A 15,069-nucleotide genomic window follows, 5' to 3' on the forward strand; every position below is an offset into this window, starting at 1 on the left:
CTGTAGCCGCGCGGGTGGATTGAGCAAAAAAAGCTAGTAAAATGATCACAGTAAGCGATGATCAATTCACTAGCATATGTTGGGTTTTGATTGCGTGCGTGGAAGATTACATAGGGTTCAAAATTAAGTTATATACCTTGGAGTCGGCACGAGTATCAGTGATTGTAATGCTGCCAGTTGTAGCATCAACAGCCACCCCCCAGCTCGCATCCGCAACGCCCACGGTCACAGTCAAACCCCATGTGCCAGCGGCATTCTGAGTCAGAATAAACTCCAGAAACTTAACTGAAGCATCATATGTGCGGCGAGATGTAGCAATCCCACGAGCAGATCGGCCGTTAGTAGGTTTGGCTCCAAACACATCAGAGACAACAGTTGCAAAAACAGCTGTTGCGGAGCTTGATGTAGAGCTGTAGTTCATCTCTCGGCCAGAGAGAAGAGAAAACTTGCCGTAGAGGCTGTTTGACAACCAAGTAGCAGCGTTAGGCCGATTTCTAACCCTATCTTTATCGCCTGTAGTATTAACAATGTTGTTGACATTGCTATTGAATAACTCGACGTAAGCTTGATCATGGACCTCAAGTTGGTTGATGCGATCACAGCCGATAAAAACATGGTTTCCTTCATAAAGCCTGACAATTGAACCGTTAGGATTAAAGCTAGCACCTAACCAGACGATGGTCTGCGTCCTGTCTGCCGGACTTGCTCCTGGAACACCCCAAAGAACATCTATGTCATTGTTTTCAAAATAACCACGAATAATTCCTTGCCGAACACCAAGACCTGGAGTGAACTTCAAACCAACATTACAGTTTTCAGCATGTGCCGTAGCTGGGATATCTAATCCGTAAATGTAATTTTCAGTTGTATCAAGGTCAAAACCAACATCTGCTCCGTTGATTTGAAAATCAAGAGGGACCGCGTTGACTTGCCCTACAGCAGTGTCAACCCGAACTCCAGTCCCTGCTCTGGAACCTGACCTTACTGAGCAACGGGATGTTCTGGCATACCACTCCTTGCTAACATAAAAGGCTATAGACCCTTCACCAAGCGCTGTCACCCTGACCCCATCAAGCATGCTTTGGACAGAGGCATACTGCATATCAACAGCCACCAGACCTTCAGCAGAGTTAACATCGATCTCTACATCTTTAAGAGTGACATTGGCTGATGCTGTAACCGCTGGATTGGATGTACCTAACTTGATAATGCTTATATTTTGATTGCCACCTATCCAATTAACACCTGTAAGTTCAGCACCTTGCCCCATCAAGGTTTCCTTTGATGCCATTTGAATCGTAGATGCGACATCAAATTTAGCGCGCAAAAGAGTAACATTATCTGGCGCTGCGATAGCCATCTGAATGGCTGAGGATTGGTCAATTCCAGATTCACCAGGAATACCACCAAATTCCTCAGGCAAAGCAAAGCTGCGATTTTTGTAAAGCAGCATATTGATAGCTTCAATCAGCTGGTGATCATTGAATTTATCTGGAGTGACACCGGCAGCATTCAAGATGTTAAACAGCTCATTTGTTACTTGGTTAAACCAATCCCCACCAGGTACGGTAGGCGGTTGGCCAGCACCTCCCTCAGTAAAATACTGGCGAACTGCGGATGCAACAGGGCTGCGTGCAGGCTCAATAGATACACCACTACCACGATCAGGCCAAAACATAGTCACACCTCATAGTTAAAGTCGTAATAGAAACCCGCCAGTTTCAGGCGATTTAGCACGCATTCGAGCACCAAGGGGGCGTTGCCGCGCAGGGGCGTCAGTACGTTGTCAAGGACGGTGAAACGCTCTTCTGGCAGGTCGTAGACATCCACCCGCAGGACGAAGCGGGTAGAGGCCGGATAGATGGGATAGGTCACGCTGCGCAGCACATGGTGTGGCCACTGCTCTGACACCTTCACGGTGAAACCGAGCGCGGCGGCGATCTGCTCGATCATCCAGGCCTGCAGGCCGCCCTTGCGGTGGTACTTCTCGACCACGGCAGCACGGCGCATCTCAAATGACTGGTTCACGGTGCCGCACTCCGGCAGGCCGAGGTATTCCTCCCACTCCGGGAGCAGCTGCACGGTCGTCTCAGGGCGCATTTCAAGCAGCAGCTGGTCGGCGCTGAGTTCAAGCTGGGCCAGGCGCTTGGCGAACCCCATGACGTACTTGGGCAGGTCGGCATCAGGATCACGCGGCCAGGCACGGCCACGGGGCATCTGCTGCAGGAGGGCATCGCCCCATTGCTCTACAGAGTGGGCCATGTGATCACTCCGATGACGTTCAGCTCGTCCGGGGCGGCCGGCACATCAGCCACCAGATCCAGGGTGTAGTCTTTGACGCCTGCTGCTGACCCGATGGCCGTTCTGATGCTGCTGAGCAGCAGGGTGTTGCCCGGCTGCAGGGTGCGCTCATAACCACTGATGTTGGCGGCAATAGCGGCCCTGATGTCAGCGGTATCCGGGATGGGGGTTATCGCCAAATCGGTGCTCTTGAGCTGGATATTGATGTCGACAGGCTCGATGCCACCCGGGCGACCAACCAGCACACCGGTGGCCGGGTCTGGATGGCGGAAGAGGTACTCCATCATGGCGATCTTGTCGGTCGGGGTCGGCAAGATATCGACCCGGTCATCATAAACACAGCCGATTCCCACGGTGCCGCCACCTTGCCATGCGTCATAAGCCCAAGCGCGGGTCACGCCGGGAACTTCACGCATCCAGGCGACGTAATCTGCCACGGCGCCCCCCATGGGGGGATTACGCTTGCGAAAGAGCAGGCGTTCGAGCAGTTCGGCGATGGGTTCGATATCTGCCCCGCCGCTGATGTCGCCACTGACGCCGTTGGACTGCAATCCGGGGACGGGGGTCACCAGGGTCAGCACTTCGCCTGCGGCCAAGTTGCCGCCAGCCCCCACATCGACGGCTTGCACCTCCACGGCGACGGTACCGCTGCTGGGGCTGGCGCTGGCTGTCACGGCATACTGGCGGCCATCCTTGTGTTGCAGCACGGTACCGACCGGCGCTGGCACCGTGCCGTTGAGGGTGGCAGGGCCTGCGGCATAGGTGGCTTGCTTGCGGATCACCCCTTCAAACTGGGCCGTCTCGATGATGGTCTGATCGTCCGACTCGGTGGTCGGGATGATCTGGCGAACTATCCACGCCTGGTGGTCGTAGGCGTCACGAATGGCGGCACTGACCGCCGTATTCAGCGCCAGCTCGATACCGAACTTGGGCAGCACGGTGCCCAGGCTGGCTTCGAGATCCAGCGCTCCGCTGGCGATAAGTTGGCGCAGGGTGGGAACGCTATACGGCATTGGCTTGCGCCTCCCAACGTTGCTTGATGCTCAGGCTCAGCTCGCTTCCATCAGGTCGCGTGATGGCGATGTCGAGCTGCAGCATCTGAAATTGCGGAATGGACCCGGTGACGGTGACGAGCTTGGCGTAATAGGGTTTTAAATGGCGATCGAGGGCGGTTTGCGCATAGGTCACCGCCTTGTTGCGCACATCGGTGGTGAGCTTGGAGCGGTCGAGCAGCCAGAGCTTGCTGCCCCAGGGTTCGTCCGCGAAGGTGTCCCCCGGCCAGCCACGGCGATCGTTGGTGCCATCAGGCAGCACGTCAGACTCGTCGGCACGGGCATCGGTGAAGAGGATCTGCAGGACCAGAGTTTCCAGGCCATCATCCTGACGCAAACCGGCCGAGGTGATTTCGATATCGCCTCGGCCGATTTCGTTGTTCCAGATGATAGCTGTGGTCATCGCCCCTCACACGGGGGCTGATGTTTGGCCTCCCCCTGATTCGTTGTGCTTGTGGCCCTTGAGCGATGTGGGGCCGGTCTTCACATCCGTGTCAGATGTGATCTCACCGGTGACATGCAGCGGGCCTTGAATTTCGGTATCAGGGGACATCATGGTGAGTTTTTCAGAGGCGCTGATAATGACGGTTTTCGCTTCGAGTTCGAGGAGCCCGTCTTTGCGCAGGATGAGGCGGTGGCCTTCCAGATGGTACAGGCAGTTATCCCCCGCCTCCAAATCTTTGGGGCGCACGCGCTTGTCTTCGACCGCGATGGCCACCAGTCCGGCCCGGGCGCCACCGACGCCTAGCACGATAGCTTCTGATCCTGCTGGCGGCACGCTGGTATGGCCGTAGTTCTGGAAGCGCTCCACATCGTCGGCGGCCTCGTCGGCCAACACCTTGAGCTGTAGCCCCTGCCGATTGAACGAGTCGGTTACGGCCGTGACGATGGCCCGGTCTGCGATCAAGCGCACCCGGCGCCAGAGTGGGGCCAACAGTTTCTGCACATCGCGGATGGTTACCATGTGGTCACCTCCTTGGTCTGCTGCTTGACGACCTCGGCGGGGATGAGCATGGCTTCACGCGGGGTCAGGTTGATGATGGCCTCCCGGCCGTTCTTGTCGTCTTCCATCAGGGTCACGGTGACAATCAGCCAGCTCTCATCCAATCCCTGGATCTCGTCCTTGATGGGGCACATGCGGTTGATGCGCCAGAGCGGGCCCTGATCTCCCTTCATGCCATGTGTGCGCCAGCCAGCGACGGTAATTTCGGTCTGAGTACCTTCTCCGATGCTGCGCTGCTTCTGCCACTGGCCACGCTTGCTGGCACCGGCCACGGTGGTGACGTCTTCGGCGATGATGATGCGAGGGCGATAACGGGTCACCGCGGGATCGGTAACGATGGCCTTCTGGCCGCCGATGGTGGACGTGGCCGCGTTATCCCAGGTGGCACCACCGGCATAACTGCTGCCTTTGACGATCCATTCCGATGCCCGGTCACGCATGCTGAAGTTGCCCCTGGCCGCCAGGATGTTCTCGCCCAGGACGAGACTGACGCCCATGGGGGTCTCGCTGGCCTGGGTCAGCACCAGTTGTCCCTGCTCGTTGGTGGTGAGCAACACACCACGTTGCTTGGCCAAGCGGTCGAGCAGCTCGAAACAGGTCTCCCCCTGCTCGATCGCCACGCGGGGGAAGGCATCGCCAAGGTCACATTCCACCACGACGTCAATCCCGAACGGGGCACAGATATCGTGGGCGACCCTGTCCAGGGTGACGTTCGTCCACTGGCCGGTCTTGTAGATGGCCGAGCAGTCGACCAAGTCGCTGGTCTTGCTGCGGCCACTGACCACCCAACTCACCTCGCGGGCGTCATAGCTGGGGATGAAGTCGTCGACGTAACCGGTCAGCACCAGGTCATTGCCGATATGCACGGTACAGGCGCTCAGCGGCTTGATGACCATCTCGGGGGCGTTATCCCATTTGCGAGTCAGGCTCAGTTCGAAATCGCCGGCGATATCGCGCAGGCTGCGGGTGATGCGCACCTTCTGCCAGCCGCCATAGATCTGGCCATCCACGCGCAGGGTGATGGGCTCAGCCATTGGTCACCTCATCGAGCACATCCACCCGGGTACTGGGGGTGATGAAAGCAGGATCACGCAGATTGTTGCTGCTGACCAGGCGATCGCGGTACTCGGCATCGCCATACTGCTGCCACGCCAGCAGAGCTGACGGCGTGGTGGAAGTCAGCACCAGCTGGCGGCGTCGCGGCAGCTGGGTGCCACGCTCGCGGCTGTCATTCAGCACGGCCAGGCGCAGATCCCGCAGGGATCGCCAGACATCGCTCTCGCCAGCCTCTACTGCATCCATGGCCAGCTCGGCCAGCATCGCGGCCAGCTTGTTGGCCATGGCCTCCAGGTCATCGGCGGTGAGCAGCACGTTGCGATCGGCGCCCACCACCCCATTCATCACCACCGGGCGGCTGAGCTGGTTGTTGACCTGGTCCCCAGTGAGGGATTGCCCGATGGTGACCGTCCCGGACGGATCGGTGGTGAAGTCGCGATCCGTGCCCAGGTTGGCGCTGGCAATGGCACTGGCGGCAGCGGTAGCCGAGGCACGGATGACCAACTTGGTGAACTCTGCGCCATTGGCCAGGGCCGCGTTCTGCTCAGCCGCTGTGTCGAGGGTAGGCACGGACGACGCGCTGCCCGTCGCTGCATCGCTGAGGATGCCACTCGGCAGCCCGCCAGTGATGGCCAGCTCGGCCCGCATGCCTTCCCAGCGACGACTGACCTGGTCATAGACAGAGAGCGCCCGGATGGGGTCGGTGACGACGCCCTTGATGTCTTCGACAATGCCCGTCACCTCGCGGGCCAGCTCTCCCGGATAGGCCAGCAGGGCACCGACGCTGTCCTTGGCGCGGATCAGGCGGTCTGTCCACTCGCGGAACTGGTCAGGCAGGGTCGGCAAACCTCTAGTCAACTCGTCCAGATCGTCCAGGAAGGTGTCTACCATGGGGCCCATGTTGTCGATGCCGGTTAGGAAGCTGTCCAGGAAGGATTGTTCGGTGGCGCCCTGGGCGGCATCAGCGGCATTGCCCAGTGTGGCGGCGGTATCGATGGCGGCGGCAGGGAACAGACGCTTGCCGGCCTCCCACACGGTGAAGGTTACGTAGGCGACTCCGTCTTCTTCGTTGTCCAGGCGGTGGCTGACTTCGCCGACCTGCACGGTGCGCACGCCCCACCATGGGTGGATCATTTCGCCGGTCCCCGGCTGGTTCAGGGCGGCCAGCAGGGTGCGGAGTTGATCCAGGTAATCCTTGCCGACCAGCTTGCCGGTGATCTGCTCGTTGGTGATCGCAGCGCCGTTGTCTTCGGTCCAGCCGCTTTCACGCTTGGGGTATTCGCGGGGGATGGCGCGGCGGCCGCCCTTGCCGTCCACGGTGTTCAGCAGGAACTCCACCCCCCGAATGGAGGCGGTCAAACGCTCTTCAAAGCTCATTCAAACCCTCCTTACGGCATCAGAGACGGGCCGTTATCCACGCGCACCTGGAGGCCTGGGGCGGTGTCACGGGTACGAACGGTAATGCGATCATCCCTGACATTGATATCAAGGGTGCCAGACAAATTATCCGGCCGCGGGCTGGCGCTTATGTCCCTGGTAAAAAAGGCCTTCATTTCATCGAATACATCGAGAATACCGGGGGCTTGCGGGATGCCATTTACCGACATGCCATTGGCCCTGGAGATATTGATAGGCGAGAAATCAGGGACCATGCTCAGGCCTGCCGCCACGGTACCGAATTGAACAAGGCTGGCAAGGCTGAATCGACCTGGTTTGGCACCTGGCTTGCCTTGGCCACCGCCACCAAGATCCGGCCCACCCATACCACCACCTGGCATGTTGACCACATAAACCGGGGTGGCGCCCAGGTCTGCCATGGCACCACCCAAGCCGCCTGCGCCGCCCTTACTGGGCTTGGCAGCATCCCAGACCCCCTTGGTCCACTTGACCGCATCGATCCCCTTCTTGACGGCCACCAGGCCGCCGACCACCAGGGCGATATTCTTGCCGGTCTCCAGCCAGTTCTGCACCGCATCCGGTTCCAGGCTGTTGATGGCATCGGCCAGTTCGGCGATGGGCTCAGCCAGCTGCTGGTTGGCGAACTGGCTCCAGCTGTTGCTGACCAGTTGCAGGCTGGCGGCGAAGTCGCCCGCTGCCACAGCGGCATCGTTGAGGGTGGTGCTGCCATCGCCGGAGAGTTTTAGGAACTCGTCGAACGCCTTGACGTCGCCGGTCTGCACGAACTCGGCGATCACCGGTTTCAGCGCACGCTTGGCTTCATCGGTCAGATTGAGCATGGAGAGTTTGCTGGAGAGGCCCCCCGACTTGGTGACGACCTCTTCTATCAGCACCGGTAGGGAACGCATCACCTCGCGCCCCTGCTTAAGCTGCTCGGGGTCGAACACATCGATATTGCCCAACTGCTTGAGCTTCTTGACAGTATCAGGACGGGTCAGGTCACGGATAATTGACTCGAAGGCAGTCACTGCCTCGGCATCAGAACCCACGCCCTGGCGGATGATCTGCAAGGCGGCGCCCAACTCGGTCACCGCACTGGCGCCCTGGCGACCGGTGGCGGCATAGGCGGCGAAGATCTTGGGGCCCTCTTTGGCCATGTTGCCCAGGGTGAAGGCGCCCTGCTTGCCCTGCAGGTTGAGGGTATCGATGGCCCGCATGGCTGATTCGCTGGAGTCGATGGCCAGCTTCTTGAACTCGGTGAAGATGCCGCCGACCTCAGTACCGCCAGCACCGGTGGCCTGGATCACCGCCGCGATGTTGGGCAGGTTGGCCATGGCATATTCCAGGTCGCCGGTCTTGGTCAGGATCTCTTCAATGGCGGCCGTCGCCTCGCCCGGGTCAATGCGGATGCCCTTGGTGTTGCTGACGGCGTTGATCTCGTCCTTCAGCGCCTTGGCCTTGTCGCGGCTGATCTCGGCTGCGATGGCGATGCGGGAGATCCGGCGGTCAAGCTCGGCATAACCGCGCACCGTGGCACCACCGACGAGCGCCGCCCCCAGCGCGACATAACGGTTACCCAATGAGTCGATGCCACGACTGGCGGCATCGGTAGACATACGCAACAAGCCCATGGCGCGCTGATTGCTGGCAGCAAACTGGCTCAGGCTTTGGCCATATTGCCGTGATTTGGCGGCCAAGTTACCAGCAAGGTTAATAACAATATCGGTGACAAGTTGCTTGGCCATGGCGTTACCTATTTATTTTTTGGCGTGATGGCTTGCTTTAATTGGTCAAAACGGCGCAGCAAGTGGCGCACTGGCAAATATTTCAGCTCGGCTGCGGGGATATATTTGCTCATGGCCAATATGATCCCCATGACCGGGTCAGCCAGCTGAATTAGATCGCCCCCGTTCTGCCAATGCCTCGGCCAATGCCATATCCAATTCTTGTGCCTTGCTTTGCAGCAATTGGAAATCATCGACGTGCAATTTCTTGAGCATCTTGATATCGAGTGGACCCGGAATTTCGCCGATATACTCCACCTGACGGCAAAGCAGGTTCAGGCCATAGAGCACATCGCTGGTATACGCCACCGCTTTGCCGTTTTGCACCACGACTTTTTCGGCATCGAGCTGGGCATCAATCAGGTCAGCGGCGGTCAGTTCGCGCAGGCCGACTTCACGATAAAGGAGCGGCTCGTCGCCGCCCCCTATCGCTTTACCTGGTATTCCATGTTCAAGCTGGAAAGTGGTCAAGGCCATGATCAGAGCTCCACTACTTGGTCACCGAAGAAGGTGGCGGCGATATCGCCGCTATCTTCCCGCAGACTGGCAGGTTCATTTGTACTGGCCTTGGTCATCATGTATCGAACGCCGTTGTCACCTTCCCAAATCATGGTGACGTCGAACATGGCATTGATTTCGGTGACGCTCACATCTTCGTCAGCAGCGATGACCATTTCCATACTGGGAGGGGTGTACTTCTGGCTCTTGCCCCACACCTTTCCGGGCCCGGTGTGCTGGGTACGGGTATAACCGCCCGGATTGAGCACGGCCCCCGCCTTGGTCTTGAGCTGCTTTCCGTTGGCACGGATGGTCACTTCACCCAGGATTTGTCCCATGGTGGTCTCCTTACAGTTTGAATTGAGTGAGTTCTGCGAAGACGCGCAGCTGGTTCATGACATCCGGATGGCAAACCGCATTCATACGATTACGGTCGCTGGTGTCGCGGTAAACTCTCAGGGTCTCTTTGAACAGGTCAAAGTTCTCCATCATGCCGTTAACGACCCAGTCGAGCGCCACTTCCAACAACGCCTGACGCATCAGCTCAGGTGTGACTACCGGCTGCGCCGGGTCGAGCAGCGGCAGCACGTTGTCATCGGCCAGCTTGTGGCGTGGGTAGCGGTTGGTGACCATCACCCGCACGTCATAACGCATCCTGCCCAGGGTGGCCGGGGTGGTGATGTCCAGGTAGCTGGGGTCGGGGTCGCCGTAGCTGTTGAGCTGGTACATCGAGATCTCGCGCTCGATGGCCACCACGTCGCCTGGCTGGATCTGGTGGGTGGCAATGCCGGACTTGAGCAGGTTGTTGCGCTCGTCGAATGCAAAGCGGTCGGCCTTGGACGGGGCCAGGATGCCGGGCAGCACCAGGGTCTGCAGCGGCCGCGCCGGGTCGATGGCCAGGTGATAGGCCGCGATGCCGCAATAGCTGGCGGCCCACTCCCAGATCGGGCTCGGCGATTTGCTGGTGCCGATGCAGGAGATCAGGAAGTCGTTGCGGGCCTCGCCGAAGGTGATGGTCTCGCCGTAGGTACCCCGGAACGCGGTATAGGCAAGCGCATCGCTCATTTTGAGCGGCCCCCAACGTTCGAGCAGCTCGTCACGCAGGGTGTTGAGGCTGGTCGTATCGTTGAACGGCATCATGATGTGGTTGTACCACTCATCGGGCATCGCACTGATGACGGCGGCCATGTCGGGCGCGCCAGATCCGCCGGTCATGGCCACGGTGGTGATGGTCACCCCGGGCGGCAGCTGCTCGCCGGCGTTGTAGTTGTAACGCAGGTCGATGCTGTTGCCGGTCAGGCCCTTCCATTTCGCGGTGATGTTGACCTTGGCGGTATCGACCCCATCCACGGCGGCGGTCACCGGCAGGTTCTTGGCGGCGTTGACGGCGGCGGCTACGTTGGTGGCAATGGTGGCAGCAGTGGCGGCAGCGGCCACGCCCACCTGCAGCAGCTGGCCGGCGATCAACAGATAGAGGGTGCCTGCCTGGGTGGCGGGGCCGGTGAACTTGAACGACCCGGCAGCGGCCGCGCCGGCGCTGATATCGCCGATGGGCAGGGCAAAGGTGCGGGTGTAGCTGTTGGCCTTACGGTAGCGCTTGGCGGCCAGCGCCATCATGGAGCCGACGCCGAACAGGCTATCGATGGCCGACTCGCTGACCGGCACCTCGACCACCTGCAGCGGCGTGGCGGTACCGGCGTCGCCGCCAGTATCAGTCATCTGGCCGAACAGCATCACGTTCTGATCCTGGGCGATGTTGCCGCTCAGGGCCTGGCTGTTGTCGATCTCGATATAGACGAGCGGCACGCGCACGTCATTGGGGGTGGTTCCGAGAGCCATGGTCACTCCTTCACTTGCAGTTTCTTGGTGGCCTTGGCGGCCGGTTTCACATGCTCGACATCGCCATCGGCGAGCCTTTTCAGCCAGAAGCTGGTGCGCGGTACCCGCTCACCCTCGGCGGCCAACTTGCTGCCATCCGGCTTGCGGAGGGTCAGCCCTTCTTTCGGTTTCAGGTACAGTTCCACGATTGCTCCTATGGGGTGGGTCCAGGCAATTCGATCATTGCCTCGCAGACGGGGGCGCCATCGGCCAGTTCGGCCTTGAAGTTACAGCGCAAGAAGTCATCCAGGGTGGCTTCGTCAATGGGTTCATCCAACGGCCAGTCCTGGCGCCAGGTCACCGACCAGATCGCCAGCCCCAGCTGGTCGATGGCGGTGGTATAGAGGTTGTCCGCCCGCAGACCGTCAGGCTTTCCGCTGGCGCTGGTACCCACCCAGCCGCCCTTGAGCATCAGGGCTTTGGCCAAGCGGCAGGCGATCACCTCGGCCCGCTGGTCTTTGTCATAGGCAAACTGTTTTGCGCAGAAGACAAAGGCGACGAACTCGACGGTGCCGATCAACCGGCTGCCCTGGTTCTGCATGGCCACCACGCGCTGGGCGCAGATGCGAATGCCGCCTTCCTTGCCACTCATCCAGCGCTTGATGTCGTCCGGCTCGTTGAAGCGGCCGATGTGGCGCTCTACGGCCTGGACCCGGTCAATCTTGCGATCGGCACCGGGGCCGGTCGCTTCCAGGTAGGGCTTGAGATACTGCACTACCGCCTCGCAGGCCGAGACGGTGCTGCCGATGGTGCCAAAATCCGGGCGGCTCATAGGCCTGCCTCCTTCATCACGTCTTGCCAGAAGTCGCCGATCACGGCGAGCAGCTCGGTCTGGTTGTCACTGGAGAGCCCCAGGAACTCGCGCTGGCGGATCTCCATCTGGCGAGTGAACGACCCCACCGACTGATAGACCGGGAAGGCCAGCGCCTTGCCGAACGCCTGGGTGATGCGGCGCAGATGCGCTGGCACCTGCACGGTGCCGCTGAACCCGTCTTGATGCACTCCGGCATAGGCCAGCGCCGAGCCCACCCGCACGCTGTTGCGTTGCACCTGGTTCTCGATGCTATCCAGCAGATCGCCGTCACCCTGCAGCAGGCTCTGATTGCCGTGGCGGGTCTTGGCATAGTCCGTTGACCAGGGCGCCCAGGGCGTGCCGTCAGGCGCGGTCTTCTCGTCGCTGATGCGGCGGCGGGTTTGGCTTTCGACCACGGCGCCAATGCTTTCCAGCAGCTCGGCCTTGTGGTCGCTGCGCCCCAGGGTATCGAGCAGGCGCTGATAACGCGCCAGCTCTTCGCCCCTGGTTGAGACCTCAACCGAGACGGCCATCAGAGTACTCCACGCAGCGAGTCACGGGTGAACAAGCGCTCGCCCTCTTGCACCAGCTCCACCTTGCCGACCGCGCCCTCTGGCGGCATGTCGGTGGTGGGCAGGCCCAGATCCACCTTGCCGGCCGCAATCTCTTTCACCTTGGCGATGGCCCGGTCGTAGCGGTCTTGCAGCAGGTTGGTGACCTGTGGATCGCGATCACCCAGCCAGTAGAAGGCGATGACGATAGCCTGACGCTTGAGCAGATCCGGCACGGTCGGCAGCGGCAGCACAAAGCGACGGGACAGGTAGCCGTTGATTTCGTCATCAGCGGCCGTCAGCGCCTCATCGATCCAGGTGTTGTTGAGGGTGTCGGTCGAGCGGTCGAGGGCAAAGTTGTAGAGCATGCCCTCGTCACGGTCGATCAGGTCCTGCTTCGTCGCGTAGATGGCCATGGGTTAGTCCTTGGTGACTTCGCTGCCGGGTACCACGGTCAGCCAGGATTCCTGGTGAACACGCTGGGCCTCGGCCGGGGTCAGGTAGCAGCACGGGATCTCGCAATCGTGGTCGTGCGGCACATCGGCCTTGGCCGTCACCACAAACACGCGGGTGGGGCTGGAGTGCAGGAAGTGGACACCGCAGCGCCAGAAGCCGGCCGGCGACTTGGCCTTGACATCGAACTGGCCGAGCAGCCAGTCGGGCAGATCGCTGGCCATGGCAGCGCTCAGGTTCGCCCCCGGCTCGCCGGAGGCGCCGATGGCGTTGCTGCCACACTGGTCACCGGCGTTCTGGGTGGTTGCTGCTGCAGCGGCTGCCTCAGCGGCCAGTCGCGCCTCTTCGGCGGCTTGCTGCTCTGCTGCCAGACGGGCGGCTTCGGCGTCCGGGTCTACCAGCACAGTCCCGTCTTTGTTCTGTTCGGCTTGCGCTTGCACCAGCTCGGTACCCGCGCCCACTGCTGCCGCTCCCAGCGGCTGGCTTTTGTCGCCTGCTTTCTTGCGAGGTGCCATGTCAATGCTCCTGTAAAGGGGTGATAAAGGCGGCTTATACCGCAGAAATCAGGGTTTGTCGGGTGTTCTGTTCGGCGATCAGCAAGATTGCTGATGGGGTATAACTGCCGTTGTTGCTGCGGATAATCGGGCTGGTGCCATTGGTGACGATGCCGCCATCGCGATCGATGCTGAAAAAGGTGGCCAGAGTGACCACATCAGGCAGCACGGCGGCGTCACGGCTGGCCACTAGGCGGTTGCCGTTGGTGCCGAGAAAGTCGAGCTGCATGCTGCGGTTTTCGGTCGCCGCAGACCAAAGCCCGGCCAGGTTGAGCTTGAACATCAAACTGGCGTTGTCGTTGTAGGCGTTGAGCTTGTTGCTCACCGTGTTGAAGAACGGGGCAAGGGTGCCGAATGCCGGGGCAGGCAGCGCCTTGAGCAGAGCGACCAGGTTGTAATCGGTGTCGGCCGTCAGCGTCAGGCCGGTGATACCCGACCAAAACACCTCGGTCTTCTTGCGCTTGGGCGCCTGGTAGACGAACGCCTTCCCGAATGGCATGGCTTAGCCCTCCGTCACAACCAGCACGCCATCACCTACCAGATTCAGCCTGGCGTAGAGGTTCTGGGCGGGATCAAAGCTCCATGCCTCACGCTGGCCACGGCCAAGGTGATGGCCGACTTTCACGCTCGGGGCTGGCAGCGCAGCATCGGTGCGGTAGAGCACGATCTGATTGGTCTGGTTCTCCAGGGTGCCGTTGCCGGCGGCGGAGACCAGCACCCAGGCATCAGCACTCAGCGCTATGGTGGTCGTGGCCATGGGGTTCTCCTGGTTAGGTAAACAGTCGGGGCTTCAACGCTATGGTGTTGCCAGCTCCACCCCGACTGAGTGGGTTACATCAGATGACCGGTCACACCAGGTAACGGGAGACCACGATCTCGACGTTGTTGTAGTAGATGTTCGACTCGCCGTTTTCGAGGAACTCGCGACTGACAATCTTCCTGGCCGCCGCTTCATTGCTCGGCCCTACCACCAGGGTGGTGGCCATCGTACCGAGCGGGGTACCGTTGGACTTCTTCATGCTGGCCAGCTTGGTTTTGGCAGCTTCGAAGTTGGTCGCATCCAGCACAGTCTTGGAGCCGATGGCGGTCTGCGGGAAGCCGAATCCGTAGCCATGACGACCATCGACACCCTGGGCCACCATGTTGTTGAACCAGGCGTATTCGCTAGTCGCACCAACGAAGTCCAGGGAAATGGGCTTGCGTTCCTGGAAGATCACGGGCAGCAGGATCTGGCTATTGTCCAACAGGAACCAGGCGGCACCGGTATCCGTGCCAGGGTCACCGATCACATTGGAGAAGGTGGTGGCCGGGGTGGTGTCCAGCGGGTGGTCGGTATCGAAGAAGTTCTGGCCGTCATAGCAGAGAGTACTGAAACCAGCCGCCAGCAGGGCATAGGATTTTTTGTCCGGGAACAGAGAGCTTTCCTGCCCCCACGCTCTGGCCAGCACTGAGTATTTTCCGATCTTGTCATCGTCGAGGTCTTCGCGCTTGATCTTGATCGAAGCTTCATAGGTGACGTTGGGGATTGAATAGCCATGGGACCCCAGCTCTTTGAGCATGCGATCACCAACCCATTCTTCGATCCCAGGCAGGTCTTTCAACCAGCCATAGAACTCGCTGGAGCCAGAACTCGGCACCTTGGTGGCAATCTTGTCCCACTGCGGCGTGGTCCGGTTGGTCCCTTCAACGAAGGCGGCATTAGAGCCGACGGTCAGGGCTTCGATAATCTGCGCTTCAGTAAAAGCCAT

General features: G+C 60.1%; 19 protein-coding genes. All 19 read right to left on the reverse strand.

The features are described from left to right. Window positions 1–106 precede the first annotated feature (106 nt). The 19 genes from AB5Y94_RS21275 to AB5Y94_RS21365 all read right to left on the reverse strand — a co-directional run bounded on the left by AB5Y94_RS21275 (window position 107) and on the right by AB5Y94_RS21365 (window position 15,069). Complete coding sequence (locus tag AB5Y94_RS21275; protein WP_368206512.1) at window positions 107–1,678, reverse strand: hypothetical protein; 1,572 nt, start codon at window positions 1,676–1,678, stop codon at window positions 107–109. Window positions 1,679–1,680: 2 nt separating this feature from the next. Continuing rightward, window positions 1,681–2,262 carry a YmfQ family protein gene (locus AB5Y94_RS21280; protein WP_368206513.1) on the reverse strand — a complete coding sequence of 194 codons (582 nt, stop codon included), beginning with the start codon at window positions 2,260–2,262 and terminating at the stop codon, window positions 1,681–1,683. Beyond that, a complete protein-coding gene (locus tag AB5Y94_RS21285; protein WP_368206514.1) occupies window positions 2,247–3,314 on the reverse strand; it encodes a baseplate J/gp47 family protein in 1,068 nt (355 codons plus the stop codon). Before AB5Y94_RS21285 ends, AB5Y94_RS21280 begins: the two co-directional genes overlap by 16 nt. Then, on the reverse strand, window positions 3,304–3,756 hold the full coding sequence (locus AB5Y94_RS21290; RefSeq protein ID WP_368206515.1) for a phage GP46 family protein: 453 nt from the start codon (window positions 3,754–3,756) through the stop codon (window positions 3,304–3,306). Before AB5Y94_RS21290 ends, AB5Y94_RS21285 begins: the two co-directional genes overlap by 11 nt. Window positions 3,757–3,762: 6 nt before the next feature. After that, window positions 3,763–4,317: a phage baseplate assembly protein V gene (locus AB5Y94_RS21295; protein WP_368206516.1), complete on the reverse strand. Its 555-nt coding sequence runs from the start codon at window positions 4,315–4,317 to the stop codon at window positions 3,763–3,765. Beyond that, on the reverse strand, window positions 4,311–5,390 hold the full coding sequence (locus AB5Y94_RS21300; RefSeq protein ID WP_368206517.1) for a phage baseplate assembly protein: 1,080 nt from the start codon (window positions 5,388–5,390) through the stop codon (window positions 4,311–4,313). The genes AB5Y94_RS21295 and AB5Y94_RS21300 overlap by 7 nt, the downstream gene beginning before the upstream one ends. Further along, window positions 5,383–6,789: a DNA circularization protein gene (locus AB5Y94_RS21305; RefSeq protein ID WP_368206518.1), complete on the reverse strand. Its 1,407-nt coding sequence runs from the start codon at window positions 6,787–6,789 to the stop codon at window positions 5,383–5,385. The genes AB5Y94_RS21300 and AB5Y94_RS21305 overlap by 8 nt, the downstream gene beginning before the upstream one ends. Window positions 6,790–6,800: 11 nt before the next feature. Continuing rightward, the gene (locus AB5Y94_RS21310) at window positions 6,801–8,426 is read right to left on the reverse strand and encodes a hypothetical protein (RefSeq protein ID WP_368206519.1); all 1,626 of its coding nucleotides are present in this window, start codon (window positions 8,424–8,426) and stop codon (window positions 6,801–6,803) included. Between the two features lie 267 nt (window positions 8,427–8,693). After that, window positions 8,694–9,071 (reverse strand): phage tail assembly protein, encoded by a 378-nt coding sequence (locus tag AB5Y94_RS21315; RefSeq protein WP_336290888.1) that lies wholly within the window; start codon window positions 9,069–9,071, stop codon window positions 8,694–8,696. A 2-nt stretch (window positions 9,072–9,073) separates the two neighbouring features. Beyond that, a complete protein-coding gene (locus AB5Y94_RS21320) occupies window positions 9,074–9,430 on the reverse strand; it encodes a phage tail tube protein (protein ID WP_368206520.1) in 357 nt (118 codons plus the stop codon). Window positions 9,431–9,440: 10 nt separating this feature from the next. Continuing rightward, complete coding sequence (locus AB5Y94_RS21325) at window positions 9,441–10,931, reverse strand: phage tail sheath subtilisin-like domain-containing protein (RefSeq protein ID WP_368206521.1); 1,491 nt, start codon at window positions 10,929–10,931, stop codon at window positions 9,441–9,443. A 2-nt stretch (window positions 10,932–10,933) separates the two neighbouring features. Beyond that, window positions 10,934–11,116 (reverse strand): DUF2635 domain-containing protein, encoded by a 183-nt coding sequence (locus AB5Y94_RS21330; protein WP_368206522.1) that lies wholly within the window; start codon window positions 11,114–11,116, stop codon window positions 10,934–10,936. An 8-nt stretch (window positions 11,117–11,124) separates the two neighbouring features. After that, window positions 11,125–11,742 (reverse strand): hypothetical protein, encoded by a 618-nt coding sequence (locus AB5Y94_RS21335; protein WP_368206523.1) that lies wholly within the window; start codon window positions 11,740–11,742, stop codon window positions 11,125–11,127. Further along, window positions 11,739–12,296 (reverse strand): phage virion morphogenesis protein, encoded by a 558-nt coding sequence (locus tag AB5Y94_RS21340; protein WP_368206524.1) that lies wholly within the window; start codon window positions 12,294–12,296, stop codon window positions 11,739–11,741. The genes AB5Y94_RS21335 and AB5Y94_RS21340 overlap by 4 nt, the downstream gene beginning before the upstream one ends. Then, window positions 12,296–12,730 (reverse strand): gp436 family protein, encoded by a 435-nt coding sequence (locus AB5Y94_RS21345; protein ID WP_368206525.1) that lies wholly within the window; start codon window positions 12,728–12,730, stop codon window positions 12,296–12,298. Before AB5Y94_RS21345 ends, AB5Y94_RS21340 begins: the two co-directional genes overlap by 1 nt. Before the next feature lie 3 nt (window positions 12,731–12,733). Further along, the gene (locus tag AB5Y94_RS21350) at window positions 12,734–13,282 is read right to left on the reverse strand and encodes a hypothetical protein (RefSeq protein WP_368206526.1); all 549 of its coding nucleotides are present in this window, start codon (window positions 13,280–13,282) and stop codon (window positions 12,734–12,736) included. Window positions 13,283–13,316: 34 nt separating this feature from the next. Further along, window positions 13,317–13,820: a tail needle knob protein gene (locus AB5Y94_RS21355; RefSeq protein WP_323094350.1), complete on the reverse strand. Its 504-nt coding sequence runs from the start codon at window positions 13,818–13,820 to the stop codon at window positions 13,317–13,319. Window positions 13,821–13,823: 3 nt separating this feature from the next. Further along, window positions 13,824–14,078, reverse strand: a complete 255-nt coding sequence (locus tag AB5Y94_RS21360) for a hypothetical protein (RefSeq protein WP_368206527.1) — start codon at window positions 14,076–14,078, stop codon at window positions 13,824–13,826. Window positions 14,079–14,169: 91 nt separating this feature from the next. After that, window positions 14,170–15,069 (reverse strand): Mu-like prophage major head subunit gpT family protein, encoded by a 900-nt coding sequence (locus tag AB5Y94_RS21365; protein WP_368206528.1) that lies wholly within the window; start codon window positions 15,067–15,069, stop codon window positions 14,170–14,172.

The organism is Aeromonas sp. s5, from assembly GCF_040907865.1.
Classification (GTDB): Bacteria; Pseudomonadota; Gammaproteobacteria; order Enterobacterales; family Aeromonadaceae; genus Aeromonas; species Aeromonas dhakensis.

Excerpts from the sequence above, each read along its gene's own strand:
- AB5Y94_RS21275 (WP_368206512.1), bottom strand. The coding sequence starts at position 1,678 with ATGTTTTGGCCTGATCGTGGTAGTGGTGTATCTATTGAGCCTGCACGC.
- AB5Y94_RS21280 (WP_368206513.1), bottom strand. The coding sequence starts at position 2,262 with ATGGCCCACTCTGTAGAGCAATGGGGCGATGCCCTCCTGCAGCAGATG.
- AB5Y94_RS21285 (WP_368206514.1), bottom strand. The coding sequence starts at position 3,314 with ATGCCGTATAGCGTTCCCACCCTGCGCCAACTTATCGCCAGCGGAGCG.
- AB5Y94_RS21290 (WP_368206515.1), bottom strand. The coding sequence starts at position 3,756 with ATGACCACAGCTATCATCTGGAACAACGAAATCGGCCGAGGCGATATC.
- AB5Y94_RS21295 (WP_368206516.1), bottom strand. The coding sequence starts at position 4,317 with ATGGTAACCATCCGCGATGTGCAGAAACTGTTGGCCCCACTCTGGCGC.
- AB5Y94_RS21300 (WP_368206517.1), bottom strand. The coding sequence starts at position 5,390 with ATGGCTGAGCCCATCACCCTGCGCGTGGATGGCCAGATCTATGGCGGC.
- AB5Y94_RS21305 (WP_368206518.1), bottom strand. The coding sequence starts at position 6,789 with ATGAGCTTTGAAGAGCGTTTGACCGCCTCCATTCGGGGGGTGGAGTTC.
- AB5Y94_RS21310 (WP_368206519.1), bottom strand. The coding sequence starts at position 8,426 with ATGTCTACCGATGCCGCCAGTCGTGGCATCGACTCATTGGGTAACCGT.
- AB5Y94_RS21315 (WP_336290888.1), bottom strand. The coding sequence starts at position 9,071 with ATGGCCTTGACCACTTTCCAGCTTGAACATGGAATACCAGGTAAAGCG.
- AB5Y94_RS21320 (WP_368206520.1), bottom strand. The coding sequence starts at position 9,430 with ATGGGACAAATCCTGGGTGAAGTGACCATCCGTGCCAACGGAAAGCAG.
- AB5Y94_RS21325 (WP_368206521.1), bottom strand. The coding sequence starts at position 10,931 with ATGGCTCTCGGAACCACCCCCAATGACGTGCGCGTGCCGCTCGTCTAT.
- AB5Y94_RS21335 (WP_368206523.1), bottom strand. The coding sequence starts at position 11,742 with ATGAGCCGCCCGGATTTTGGCACCATCGGCAGCACCGTCTCGGCCTGC.
- AB5Y94_RS21340 (WP_368206524.1), bottom strand. The coding sequence starts at position 12,296 with ATGGCCGTCTCGGTTGAGGTCTCAACCAGGGGCGAAGAGCTGGCGCGT.
- AB5Y94_RS21345 (WP_368206525.1), bottom strand. The coding sequence starts at position 12,730 with ATGGCCATCTACGCGACGAAGCAGGACCTGATCGACCGTGACGAGGGC.
- AB5Y94_RS21350 (WP_368206526.1), bottom strand. The coding sequence starts at position 13,282 with ATGGCACCTCGCAAGAAAGCAGGCGACAAAAGCCAGCCGCTGGGAGCG.
- AB5Y94_RS21355 (WP_323094350.1), bottom strand. The coding sequence starts at position 13,820 with ATGCCATTCGGGAAGGCGTTCGTCTACCAGGCGCCCAAGCGCAAGAAG.
- AB5Y94_RS21360 (WP_368206527.1), bottom strand. The coding sequence starts at position 14,078 with ATGGCCACGACCACCATAGCGCTGAGTGCTGATGCCTGGGTGCTGGTC.
- AB5Y94_RS21365 (WP_368206528.1), bottom strand. The coding sequence starts at position 15,069 with ATGGCTTTTACTGAAGCGCAGATTATCGAAGCCCTGACCGTCGGCTCT.